The 12,205-nt window shown below is 35.0% G+C and carries 13 protein-coding genes; all 13 read right to left on the bottom strand.

Translation table 11 applies throughout. The annotated features are described in order from the left end of the window. Entirely contained in the window at positions 1-630 is a 630-nt protein-coding gene (gene upp / locus NGI30_RS02520) for a uracil phosphoribosyltransferase (RefSeq protein ID WP_251518249.1), read from the bottom strand. 16 nt (positions 631-646) lie between these two features. Continuing rightward, complete coding sequence (glyA, locus tag NGI30_RS02515; protein ID WP_251518248.1) at positions 647-1,885, bottom strand: serine hydroxymethyltransferase; 1,239 nt, start codon at positions 1,883-1,885, stop codon at positions 647-649. Positions 1,886-1,905: 20 nt separating this feature from the next. After that, positions 1,906-2,430, bottom strand: coding sequence for a TIGR01440 family protein (locus NGI30_RS02510; RefSeq protein ID WP_251518247.1), 525 nt, complete (start codon positions 2,428-2,430; stop codon positions 1,906-1,908). Between the two features lie 138 nt (positions 2,431-2,568). Beyond that, positions 2,569-2,994, bottom strand: a complete 426-nt coding sequence (locus tag NGI30_RS02505; protein WP_251518246.1) for a low molecular weight protein arginine phosphatase — start codon at positions 2,992-2,994, stop codon at positions 2,569-2,571. After that, positions 2,991-4,034, bottom strand: coding sequence for an L-threonylcarbamoyladenylate synthase (locus NGI30_RS02500; protein ID WP_251518245.1), 1,044 nt, complete (start codon positions 4,032-4,034; stop codon positions 2,991-2,993). Before NGI30_RS02500 ends, NGI30_RS02505 begins: the two co-directional genes overlap by 4 nt. Before the next feature lie 84 nt (positions 4,035-4,118). Continuing rightward, on the bottom strand, positions 4,119-4,958 hold the full coding sequence (gene prmC, locus NGI30_RS02495; RefSeq protein WP_251518244.1) for a peptide chain release factor N(5)-glutamine methyltransferase: 840 nt from the start codon (positions 4,956-4,958) through the stop codon (positions 4,119-4,121). Beyond that, entirely contained in the window at positions 4,945-6,021 is a 1,077-nt protein-coding gene (prfA, locus tag NGI30_RS02490) for a peptide chain release factor 1 (protein ID WP_251518243.1), read from the bottom strand. The genes prmC and prfA overlap by 14 nt, the downstream gene beginning before the upstream one ends. After that, entirely contained in the window at positions 6,021-6,620 is a 600-nt protein-coding gene (locus tag NGI30_RS02485) for a thymidine kinase (protein WP_251518242.1), read from the bottom strand. Before NGI30_RS02485 ends, prfA begins: the two co-directional genes overlap by 1 nt. Before the next feature lie 191 nt (positions 6,621-6,811). Beyond that, positions 6,812-7,069: a type B 50S ribosomal protein L31 gene (locus NGI30_RS02480; RefSeq protein ID WP_251518241.1), complete on the bottom strand. Its 258-nt coding sequence runs from the start codon at positions 7,067-7,069 to the stop codon at positions 6,812-6,814. A gap of 143 nt (positions 7,070-7,212) precedes the next feature. Beyond that, on the bottom strand, positions 7,213-8,529 hold the full coding sequence (gene rho, locus NGI30_RS02475) for a transcription termination factor Rho (RefSeq protein ID WP_251518240.1): 1,317 nt from the start codon (positions 8,527-8,529) through the stop codon (positions 7,213-7,215). Between the two features lie 459 nt (positions 8,530-8,988). Further along, complete coding sequence (locus tag NGI30_RS02470; RefSeq protein WP_251518239.1) at positions 8,989-9,447, bottom strand: threonine/serine exporter family protein; 459 nt, start codon at positions 9,445-9,447, stop codon at positions 8,989-8,991. Between the two features lie 15 nt (positions 9,448-9,462). Further along, entirely contained in the window at positions 9,463-10,221 is a 759-nt protein-coding gene (locus NGI30_RS02465) for a threonine/serine exporter family protein (RefSeq protein WP_251942631.1), read from the bottom strand. Positions 10,222-10,553: 332 nt separating this feature from the next. Continuing rightward, the gene (locus NGI30_RS02460; protein WP_251942628.1) at positions 10,554-11,981 is read right to left on the bottom strand and encodes an aldehyde dehydrogenase family protein; all 1,428 of its coding nucleotides are present in this window, start codon (positions 11,979-11,981) and stop codon (positions 10,554-10,556) included. Positions 11,982-12,205 lie beyond the last annotated feature (224 nt).

Here is a 12,205-nt window from a genome sequence, read left to right as displayed (position 1 = left end):
CTATTTCGTACCGAATAAGCGATCTCCTGCATCACCTAATCCAGGTGTAATATATGCATGATCGTCTAACTTCTCATCTAACGCCGCTATAAAGATATCAACATCTTCATGTGCGTTTTGAAGTTTTTCAACACCTTCTGGTGCAGCTATTAAACACATGAAACGAATATTTTTTGCTCCACGCTTTTTCAATGAATGAATTGCTTCAATAGCAGATGCACCAGTTGCTAACATTGGGTCTACAACAATAATTTCACGTTCTCCAATGTCCTGAGGTAACTTTACAAAGTACTCCACTGCCTCTAATGTTTCAGGGTCTCTGTAAAGCCCTACATGACCAATTCTTGCAGCAGGTACTAATGTCAAAATTCCTTGTGTCATGCCTAAACCTGCTCTCAAAATAGGAACAAAAGCGAGTTTCTTACCTGTTAATCTCTTAGCAGTCATTTTAGTAACAGGTGTCTCAATCTCCACATCTTGTAACTCCAAATCACGTGTCACTTCGTACGCCATCAACATTCCGACTTCATCTACTAATTCTCTAAATTCTTTCGTACCTGTATGGACATCACGAATGTAACTCAATTTGTGTTGAATAAGTGGATGATCAAAAACATGTACTTTTCCCATTGTTCTTTCCTCCTATTTACTTATATAAAGGATGCTTCGTCGTTAGGGCTTTAACGCGTTCTTTACCTTCATTTAAAGCTTTTTCGTCTTCTGGGTTTTTAAGAACTAAGCTGATGATTTTAGCAACTTCTTCAAATGCAGCTTCGTCAAAACCACGAGTTGTTGCTGCAGGTGTTCCTAAACGTACACCACTTGTTACAAATGGTTTTTCTTGATCGAATGGAATTGTGTTTTTATTACATGTAATTCCTACAGAATCTAATGTTTCTTCAGCAACTTTTCCTGTGATACCAACTGAACCCTTTACATTTAATGAGACTAAATGGTTGTCTGTACCGCCAGATACAACTTTGAAACCTTCTTTAGTTAAAGTATCAGCTAATGTTTTAGCATTTTTAATAACTTGTTGTTGATATGTCTTAAAGTCGTCTTGTAAAGCTTCACCAAATGCAACAGCTTTACCTGCAATAACATGTTCTAAAGGTCCACCTTGGATACCTGGGAAAATCGTTTTATTGATTTCTTTTTTATATTCTTCTTTACATAAAATCATTCCACCACGTGGGCCGCGTAAAGTTTTATGCGTAGTTGTTGTAACAAAGTCTGCATGAGGCACTGGGTTTGGATGTAAGCCAGCTGCTACTAATCCTGCAATGTGTGCCATGTCGACCATTAATTTAGCCCCTACTTCGTCTGCGATTTCTTTGAAACGTTTAAAATCAATTGTACGTGAATAAGCTGAAGCACCGGCAACAATTAGTTTAGGTTTATGTTCTTTTGCTACTTTTAATACTTCATCGTAGTCGATTTTTTCAGTTTCTTTATCTACACCATATTCAACGAAATTATATGATTTACCACTAAAGTTAACTGGGGCACCATGTGTTAAATGTCCACCATGACTTAAGTTCATACCTAACACTGTATCTCCATGTTCTAAAGCGACTAAATAAACAGCCATATTTGCTTGAGAACCTGAATGTGGTTGTACGTTAGCATGATCAGCACCGAACAATTTCTTAGCTCTTTCAATTGCTAATGTTTCAGAAACGTCTACGTATTCACAGCCTCCATAATATCTTCTACCTGGATAACCTTCCGCATATTTGTTTGTTAATACTGAACCTTGTGCTTCCATTACCGCTTCTGATACAAAGTTTTCAGAAGCAATCAGTTCGATATTATTATTTTGACGGTTGAATTCATTTTGAATCACTTCATAAATTTCTTTATCTTGCTTTTCAATAAATGACATTGGAATTCCTCGTTTCTGTATTAATTATATTTTGCTCTTTCGCCACCTATTTTCTTAGGTCTGGAAGTAGCAATAGTAACAACTGCTTGGCCAATTTGCTTTACATCTGTGCGCACAGGGACAGCTACATGATGCAGATGCATGCCGATAAGTGTCTGTCCGATATCGATACCTTTATGTACTTTGATATGTTCTACAACAATAGGGTCTTCCATATGTTGATATGCATATGTGGCTAAACTACCGCCCGCATGCACATCTGGTACGACATCAACTTGTTCCATAGTAAGAGGGTTGAAATGAGATTTTTCAATTGTTATCGCTCTATTGATGTGCTCACAACCTTGAAATACAAATGATACGCCGGTTTGTTGTTCGATTTCTTTAAGTTCAGTGAAAATCTCTTGGGCTACATCCATTGAACCTACCGTACCTATTTTCTCACCTATAATTTCAGAAGTTGAACAACCTATTACACATAATTCTTGTGGTTTAAAAAATGACTGCGCTTTTAAGGATTCAAGCAATAACTTTAACTCTTTCATATTTCCCACCTCCACTTTTTGACATCACTTTATGACATCTGTCATTGGCTTTATGCGACACAATTCATGTAATAACAAATTTGCTACACGCATTCATTATAACGCATTTAAAGATACACTTATACTGATTTCACAAAATTAACGCTGTGCTAATTTAATTTTCAATTTATTCAGTAAGTCATCTAATTGCTTATATATTGTTTCATATGCCTCTTTTGTGCCACCAAATGGATCAGCAACTTCATAAGGTTCTTCGACATATTCATTTAAAGTATAAATATTGTGTGCACTTTGAGACATACTGAGCAACATTTCTTTATGAGCGGTTGACATTGTCAGTATAAGATCCGCTGATAAGTCTTCTTGTTTAAACGGTTGACTATTTGTAGGTTTAGGTAATTGATAAGCGTTTAACACTTCTATTGTATGTGAAGAGGTTGGTTGGCCTTCCATTGCATATATGCCTCGTGATTCAAATTTATGTTGCGGCATTTTCTCACGTGCCATACTTTCTGCCATTGGACTGCGACAAGTATTTCCTGTACAAACAAAAATTACTTTCATACATTGTCTCCTTTACCTATATGATGATCTGCTGCTTTTTCCATTCGATTCATAATTGCCATCGTATCGTCTCTTTTTTCAAAGCCATAAATGTAAGCATCTTGGATGGCCTCATTTGTATCTAAGTCGTGTAGAATGTGATATAGATTGTGATTAGCAGTTTTTATATCTTCTTCATTTTGGCATAAAGAAATAAGTTGAGCTTGCTTAGGTACAAGACTTTGTTTGTCATCAGGGACAATAAAGGCACTATTGTTCCATGTATCTTTTGCATTTTCCAAACCTTCAAATGAATTGATAATTGTCAATGGCGTTTCAGGTGCATAATGCTTATACTTCATTCCTGGTGCGATCGGTTTTTCACTATCTAATATTTCTTGGTCATCTACGCAATCAGGAATTATCTTTTCAATCATAGATTTCGTAATTGCACCTGGTCGTGCAATTCTAAAAGGATACTGCGTACAATCTAACACTGTACTCTCAAGCCCTTCTTCACTTTGATCACCATTCACTATACCTTCTACCCTGCCATTTAAATCTTTATATACATGTTGAAATGTGGTTGGGGAGGGTTTTCCACTTAAATTAGCACTTGGAGCTGCGATGGGCATATCGACATATTGAAGTAATTGTCTTCCTATCGAATGACTTGGCATTCTTACTGCAATAGAAGATAATCCTCCACTTACTCGCTCACATAAAAACCCACGTTTCAATGGCACAATAAACGAAATTGGCCCTGGCCATAATTGTTCCATTAACAGTTCAACTTTATCGTTTATTGGTTCAGTAAAGTCTTCCAACTGTCTGCGATGATGAATATGTACAATAAGCGGATTATCCGATGGGCGTCCTTTTGCTTTATATATTTTTTCAACAGCTAATGAATTTCTAGCGTCAGCACCTAAGCCATAAACCGTTTCTGTGGGCAAAGCAACGAGACCACCACGTTCAAACGTTAATTTGATTTCATCTAAATTTTCATATTGATTTAAGTTCTGCTGATAATCACGAACGTCCCAAACTTTAGTATCCATTTACTCACATCCTTTCAATTTAATAATTATTTTAAAATAAAATAAAAAGTTATGCACTCTAAATTAACTAAAGTTGCATAACTCTTATATCCATTCAAATGAAATAATTCGATTATTACCATTGATATCCTTTATTAAATTCACTTCCAAATGAGGATATCGCTCATAAATCATCTGTTTTAACTGTTCTCCTTGTTTGAATCCAATTTCAAACACAACTTTTGCATGGGGCAATAATACCTTTGGTAGTTGGCTTAATATTTGATCATAAATTTGGTAACCATGTGATTCAGCAAATAATGCATGGTGCGGTTCGTATTTAAGCACAGTTTCTTCCATCATTTTTGCTTCTTCATTATCAATATATGGTGGATTTGAAATTAAACCATTAAATTTGAGCCCTTGCTCGAATAACGGTGTTAATGTATCTCCTTGTAGAAAGTTGATTTCAGTATTATGTTTTTTGGCATTATCTTTTGCAATCTCTAATGGTTCTGAATATAAATCAGTCGCATATACTTTCAAAGTGGGGTCTAATTTTTTAAGCATAATAGGAATGTTACCACTACCCGTACCTATATCTACCACTTGATCTTCATGTTTAAGTTGATGAAAGAAATGTAACATAACTTCTTCAGTTTCAGGCCTTGGAATGAGGCAATGTTGATTAACTTTAAATGTTTCTCCATAGAAAGTTTGGTGTCCGACGATATATTGTATCGGTTCCCCAGTTAGCATTCTTTCAGTTGCTTTTTCATAAAGTTTCAAATGTTCAGCCGTCACTTCATCATTTAAATGCAAAAGCAAATCGGTTTTATTCCAATGAAATAAGTCGAGCATTAACCACTCTGCTCGACTTTTTTCAAATCCTTTATGAAGGCACTGCTGTTGAGCCTGACCTAACAATGATTTATAGTTCAGCATTGTTTAATTCTTTCAATTTCTCAGTTTGTTCGGAAACCGTTAATGCATCAATGATTTCGTCTAATTTACCTTCGATGATTTGGTCTAATTTCTGTAAAGTTAAACCGATACGATGATCTGTTACACGACTTTGTGGGTAATTGTATGTTCTAATACGTTCTGATCTGTCACCAGAACCTACTGCAGACTTACGTTGAGCAGCATATTTTTGTTGTTCTTCTTGCAATTTCATGTCATACAAACGGGCTTTTAAAACTTTCATTGCTTTTTCACGGTTTTGAATTTGTGATTTTTCAGAAGATGTTGCAATAATACCTGTTGGTAAATGGGTAATACGTACTGCTGAGTCTGTTGTATTGACGTGCTGACCACCTGCACCACTTGAACGGTACGTATCGATTTTAATATCTTCGTTACGTATTTCGATTTCAACATCTTCAACTTCAGGTAAAACGGCAACAGTAGCTGTAGAAGTATGGATACGACCACCTGATTCCGTTTCCGGTACACGTTGTACACGGTGCGCCCCATTTTCATATTTTAATTTACTAAATGCATCTTCACCTGAAACAGAGAAACTGATTTCTTTGTAACCTCCATGGTCACTTTCAGCAACTTCTACGATATCTGTTTTATAATTTTGAGATTCTGCGTAACGTGAATACATTCTAAATAAATCACCAGCAAAAATAGCCGCTTCGTCACCACCAGCTGCTGCACGAATTTCTACGATAACGTTTTTATCATCGTTAGGATCTTTAGGAATTAATAACATTTTTAATTCCTCTTCTAAACCAGGCACACGACTATTTAAAGATTGACTTTCTTCTTTGAGCATATCTAACTCGTCTTTGTCTTTAGTTTCTCTTATCATTTCGTCAATGTCTGATAAATCTTCCTTAACTTGTTTATACTCTCTATAAACCTCTACTGTTTTTTGTAAATCAGCTTGTTCTTTAGAATATTTACGTAAATTATCTGGATCATTGACAACTTCAGGGTCACTTAACATCTCATTTAATTGTTCATATCTTTCTTCTACTATATCTAATTGATCAAACACTACATTTCCTCCTTATCATTATCACTTGGTGTAACGATATGGTGCGCGCGACACCTTGGTTCATACTTTTCATTTGCACCTACTAAGATTACCGGGTCATCAACTTTGGCGGGATGACCGTCTATCAACCTTTGCGTACGACTTGCGGAAGCACCACAAACTGCACAGACAGCACGTAATTTAATGACTTCTTCACTAACTGCCAATAACTCTGGAATAGGTTCAAAAGGCTCACCACGAAAATCCATGTCCAATCCTGCTGTAATCACACGATGTCCTTTTTTAGCTAATTGTTCTATGATATGTACTACATTTTTTTCAAAAAATTGTACTTCATCTATACCGATAACATCAACATCTGATAAATCGTGTTTCATAATTTCGGCCGCTGATGAAATATTGATTGCTTCTATTTCATTGCCATCATGAGAAACAATCTTATCTTTATGATAGCGGTCATCGATTGCTGGTTTAAATACGACCACTTTTTGCTTAGCGTATAATCCACGTCTCAATCGACGAATCAGTTCTTCAGATTTCCCACTAAACATACTACCCGTAATACATTCAATCCACCCGGAATGATGTGTCTCATACATGATACGTTCCACCTTTTTCAAAACATAATCGATTCATTATATCATATTTTAAAATCGAAATACGAGATTTTCACAGATATCTTGATGTTTTATGTATAAATTTAAAATGTAGCAATCATTTACATTTTACGTTATATGCATCATAAAAAAAGCATTCCCATTGATTGAGAATGCTTTTTGAATACAACAAATTAGTTGTTTTTTGATTTGTAACCGAATTTCTTGTTGAAACGTTCCACTCGACCATCCGCAGCAGCGAATTTTTGACGACCTGTGTAGAATGGGTGTGAATCTGAAGATACGTCTAAACGAATTACTGGGTATTCGTTGCCATCTTCCCATTCCATAGTTTCTGATGATGTTTTAGTTGAACCACTTAAGAATTTGTAATCTGTAGTTGTATCTAAAAAGATTACTGTGTGGTATTCGGGATGAATATTTTGTTTCATTATTTTCAGCTCCTTTGCCCTGAACCATCTGGAACAGAGTTATTTTGTGAGTGCTTTACTCAATACTAACCAATTATAAAGGCTATAATTTTAAAAAGCAACCCTATTTCAAACTTCTTAGTCACATGTCAATAGGTATGAATTTAAATTATAGGCTTTCCTGTCTTCGTGCTTTCTTCTGCAGACTTCTGTAATTGTTCAAAGAATTGTTTGTTATTGTCAGTACGTTTCAATTTACGTACAAAACGCTCAGTGAAATCAATAGAATCAGTGAAAATGTTACGTAACTGCCATAACGATTCAAGTTCTTTCTTAGATATTAATAGTTCTTCTTTTCTTGTAGAACTGCGACCTATGTCGATGGCAGGGAATATGCGACGCTCTGCAAGTTTTCGATCGAGATGTAACTCCATATTTCCTGTTCCTTTAAATTCTTCGTAAATCATATCATCCATACGTGATCCTGTATCTACTAATGCCGTAGCAAGGATAGTCATACTTCCACCTGCTTCGATATTTCGGGCAGCACCGAAAAATGCTTTAGGCTTATGTAATGACGCTGGATCCAAACCACCTGATAGTGTACGACCACTTGGTGGGATGACGAGATTGTATGCACGTGCTAAACGTGTAATAGAATCCATTAAAATAATGACATCTTTACCAATTTCAACTAATCGTTTGGCACGTTCTAGTAATAACTCAGCCACTTTAACATGGTGTTGTGGCGGTTCATCAAATGTTGAATGTACAACTTCTGCTGATTCTACGGAGCGTTCTATGTCAGTTACTTCTTCTGGTCGTTCTCCTACCAATAGAATAAATAACTCCGCATCGGGTTTATTTGTCGCAATTGCATTGGCAATTTCTTTTAATAACGATGTTTTACCTGCTTTAGGCGGTGCGACAATCAAACCTCTTTGCCCCAGACCAATAGGCGTAATTAAATCCATGATACGTGTAGAGTAACTGTTTGAAGATGTTTCTAACATAATACGTTCTTCAGGATATAACGGTGTTAACGCTTGGAAATGCGGGCGTTTTTTTACTTCTTCTGCATTTTCATCATTTACAAAGTCAACTTGTAGTAAACCATAATACTTTTCATTATCTTTCGGCTTTCTTACTTTACCAGTTACTTTGTCACCGCGTTTAATTTCAAAACGACGAATTTGGCTAGCCGAAATGTAAATATCTTTTTCACCTTTAGAATAATTTACAGTTCTTAAAAAGCCATATCCATCTTGTTGGATATCATCTAAAATACCTTCCATGTAATAGTTACCATCTTTTTCCATTTGTGCTTCCATGATAGCTAATACAAGTTCTTTTTTATTAAGTTTACTGTAATTTGAAAGTTTAAGAGATTTAGCTTTTTGAGTGAGCTCTTTTGTAGTGTAATTTTTATATAACTCGTGGAACGATTCGTATTGAGGTGATGTTCGTTCTTTTTCAGGCATTAAATTGCACCCATTTCATAAATAAGTATTTAAATAACGAGCTATGTCCGTTATTTACTTTTCTAACTATAGCAAATTTTCTATTTAAATACAAAATGTATTTCTGTAAGCATTATACTTTTCAGATTCGAGTAAAATAGATACACATGCTAATAATTACATATTTATATCGTTCTTTAATTTTAAATGAGGAATATATCAAAATTTTACTTTTATTTAATTTTTAATGTACCCTATCGATTCTTCACGTAATACCAGTTTAAAAAGGTAATGTTTTAGAATTAAAAAAACGATGGAAGTGAGACAGAAATCGAATTTTCTAATTGAGATTTCATAGTCCTACTAGTTAACAAAGAAGCTGAGACAACTATTCTTGTCCCAGCCTCATCGCTTCTTTTTATAAATATTTATGAATACTTTTTCTAAAAAGTCATTGTGTCATAATATCGTAAAAGTATATTAGTTTGGGTAATAATCTTCCTTAGTAACTTGGTTGAAACCTAGCATTTTCGCAATTTGGTTTGAAATTAATAAACCTAAAGCGATTGAACTTGCAATTAACATACCTTCAATAAAAATTGGAGTAGCAGTTCCAAAATTGAGTTGGATTAACTTTTGTGTTGCGCGTGAAATAATACTACCTGGCACTAATGGTATTAAACCTGTTACTAAGAATGATATAACAGGCACCTTGAACTTACGCGCCAAGATTTGACTCACACAACCAAGTGCTAAACTTCCAATGAATTTTGAATAAATACTGTCTATACCAAAATACGTTTCTACTAAGTACGAAGCCATATAACCACAACAACCAGCAAGACCTGAGTAAACGAATGTACGTTTAGGGCTGTTGTATATAAAGCTGAAAGCAAATGACGTTAAAAAACTTAATACAATATGTAAAAGTAATGTCATTGCAACTAGCCTCCTCTATTTAAATAGTAATGATACAGCAAGTCCTGACCCGATAGCGAAACTGATCACGATTGCTTGTAATAATTTTGCTGTAAAAGTTAACATGTGACGACTGAATAAATCTTGTATCGCTGAAGTAATTAACACACCGGGTACGATTGGCATAATACCTGCAACTAGTACTGGAGTAAATTTCGAATCTGGGGTAAGCGCATGTCCTAATGTAACCAATACACCGATAGCAATGGCGCCTATAAAGTCAGGGATGAAGAGTACTAAAGTTTTCGTTTTTATTCCTTCTGCAATAGCGAAACCTGCCATTCCAGCGATTACTGCACTTGGCGTGTTTATCCATTCTCCACCTTGTAAATAAAGGAAACAAAATGAAATCAACCCGGCTAATAAGACTTTATATATGAAACTATACATTGGGGTCTTTTCGTCAATTTTTTTCAATATTTTCTCCGCTTCGAACGTATCAATTTCTTGGTGGATGATTCTTTTTACTACGAGATTAACTTCATATATTTTTCTTAAATCTGTTGTGTTCGCTTGAATACGTACAATCTTAGGTGCTCTACCTTCTTCTAATGAAACATTAATAATGTTACTTATAACATAAGCTTCGCAATGATAATAACCAAAATTTCTAGCCATCGAAAAGATCGTCTCTTCAACACGACTCGTTTCAGCGCCAGATTCTAGCAAAATTCGTCCTGCGAGTAATATTGTTTCAGTAATCTGCCTATATTCTTCCTCATCTATATGTTCCATTGAGACACTCCTCTTATAAAGATTCAGTTTATAAATAATGCAATATAATACTTTCATTGCATGTATGAATTTATTGTTTTTCCACATTTATTTATTGATGGTTAAATAAATATTGCTCTATAATCCGTTTTTGTCTAGTCCACCTCCGATAAAAAAACACCGCTATATTATAGCGATGTATTTATTAAAAAAATTCAACAGAAATAAATATCTTATTTCTATTAATACAAATATAATATTAAAATATTTGCATTAAAAATATACCATAAATTAATTTTTTTGACTAGATAAATTAATGCATAAAAAAGAAGGGTGCTACCCCTTCTCTTTTATTATTTGTAATAACCAGCGATTGATTTGATTTCTAAGAATCCCTCGATTCCGTAATCGCCCCATTCACGACCTAGACCAGATTGTTTATAACCACCGAATGGTAAGTCTGGTTTACGTCCTGCTTCGTTAATTTCTACTGTTCCAGCTTCGATAGAACGTGCAACTTTATGCAATGTTTCTTTATCTTTACCGAATACATAACCTGCTAGTCCATATTTAGTATCGTTAGCAATCTTAATAGCTTCATCCACATCATTGTATGTGATGATAGACATTACTGGACCAAATATTTCTTCTTGAGCAATAGTCATGCTATTTTCAACGTTATTAAAGATTGTTGGGCGAGCGAAATAACCTTTATCTAATCCTTCAGGTTTACCAGGGCCACCGAAGAATAATTCGGCACCTTCTTCTACACCTTTATCAATATATGATTGAACTTGGTCATATTGTTTTTTACTAATAATAGGACCAACTTCTGTGCCTTCTTCACGAGGGTCTCCAACTTTAACTTTACTAAATTGTTCTTTAACTGCTGTTAAGAAATCTTGTTTCATGCTTTCAGGTACTAATGTTCTCGTACCTGCTGTACAAACTTGCCCCGTATTGTTTACAACTTTACTTGTAGCTGCTTTTGCTGCTTCTTCAACATCTGCATCATCTAAAATAACATAAGGTGATTTACCACCTAATTCAAGTGATACTTTTTTGAAATCTTCAGCAGCTTTTTGCATGATTTTTGATCCTGTAGGGCCTGAACCAGTGAATGACATCATTCTAACTTTAGGATGTTCACTTAATGGATTTCCTACTCCAGCGCCGTCACCATTTACTAGGTTAAACACACCTTTAGGTACGCCTACTTTGTCAAAGATTTCAGCTAAAATAATAGCTGCAAATGGTGTTTCTTCTGAAGGTTTTAATACTACTGGACTACCTGCTGCAAATGCAGCTGCTAGTTTTAATGAAGTTTGGTTCGTAGGGAAGTTCCAAGGCGTAACAAGTCCTGCTACACCGATTGCTTCTTTAACTACTAAATCGTCTCCACGTCTTTCTTCAAATTCCATGTCATTTAAAGCATCTCTTGCAGCTGTGAAATGATTTAAGCCCATTTGATAGTGGACATTTTCAGAAACTGACAATGGTGCACCTAACTCATCTGTAATTGCTTCTATAATATCTTGCTTTCTATTCTCATATTCTTTAACAATCTTATCTAGTAAATCTTGTCTTTCTTTGACACTTGTATTTCTAAACTCTACATAAACTCTATCTGCAGCTTCTACAGCTTTATTTACATCGTCTTCGTTACCTTTAGCAATTGTGCCTGCCACTTCTTCGGTAGCTGGGTTGATAACATCTAAAGTTTCTCCACTAGCGCTTTCTACCCATTCACCATCAATATATTGTTTAGTGAAATTTCTCATCGTACATTCACTCCTTTTGTCTATATCGTTACTTTTATTCTAACCTATCAATTTTATATTTAAACTTTTCTGCTCATGCAAACATTGTGAATCCCTTTACATGACTGTATTTGCAGTGTTTCAACATATAGTTAATGAAAAAAATCCATCTCATCTATGAGCTGAATATTAAGTTCCAATACAAAAGAGGCAGACCATAACAAAGTACTAATATGGCCTACCTT

It is taken from the genome of Staphylococcus sp. Marseille-Q5304 (assembly GCF_943737015.1).
GTDB lineage: Bacteria > Bacillota > Bacilli > Staphylococcales > Staphylococcaceae > Staphylococcus > Staphylococcus hsinchuensis.
Note: the sequence above shows the minus strand (reverse complement) of the source record. Positions and strands in the feature narration are given on the sequence as shown.

Coding starts and splice junctions, on each gene's coding strand:
- NGI30_RS02485 (WP_251518242.1), bottom strand. CDS start 6,620: ATGTATGAGACACATCATTCCGGGTGGATTGAATGTATTACGGGTAGT.
- prmC (WP_251518244.1), bottom strand. CDS start 4,958: ATGCTGAACTATAAATCATTGTTAGGTCAGGCTCAACAGCAGTGCCTT.
- rho (WP_251518240.1), bottom strand. CDS start 8,529: ATGCCTGAAAAAGAACGAACATCACCTCAATACGAATCGTTCCACGAG.
- NGI30_RS02505 (WP_251518246.1), bottom strand. CDS start 2,994: ATGAAAGTAATTTTTGTTTGTACAGGAAATACTTGTCGCAGTCCAATG.
- NGI30_RS02465 (WP_251942631.1), bottom strand. CDS start 10,221: ATGGAACATATAGATGAGGAAGAATATAGGCAGATTACTGAAACAATA.
- NGI30_RS02480 (WP_251518241.1), bottom strand. CDS start 7,069: ATGAAACAAAATATTCATCCCGAATACCACACAGTAATCTTTTTAGAT.
- NGI30_RS02460 (WP_251942628.1), bottom strand. CDS start 11,981: ATGAGAAATTTCACTAAACAATATATTGATGGTGAATGGGTAGAAAGC.
- NGI30_RS02470 (WP_251518239.1), bottom strand. CDS start 9,447: ATGACATTACTTTTACATATTGTATTAAGTTTTTTAACGTCATTTGCT.
- NGI30_RS02510 (WP_251518247.1), bottom strand. CDS start 2,430: ATGAAAGAGTTAAAGTTATTGCTTGAATCCTTAAAAGCGCAGTCATTT.
- upp (WP_251518249.1), bottom strand. CDS start 630: ATGGGAAAAGTACATGTTTTTGATCATCCACTTATTCAACACAAATTG.
- glyA (WP_251518248.1), bottom strand. CDS start 1,885: ATGTCATTTATTGAAAAGCAAGATAAAGAAATTTATGAAGTGATTCAA.
- NGI30_RS02500 (WP_251518245.1), bottom strand. CDS start 4,034: ATGGATACTAAAGTTTGGGACGTTCGTGATTATCAGCAGAACTTAAAT.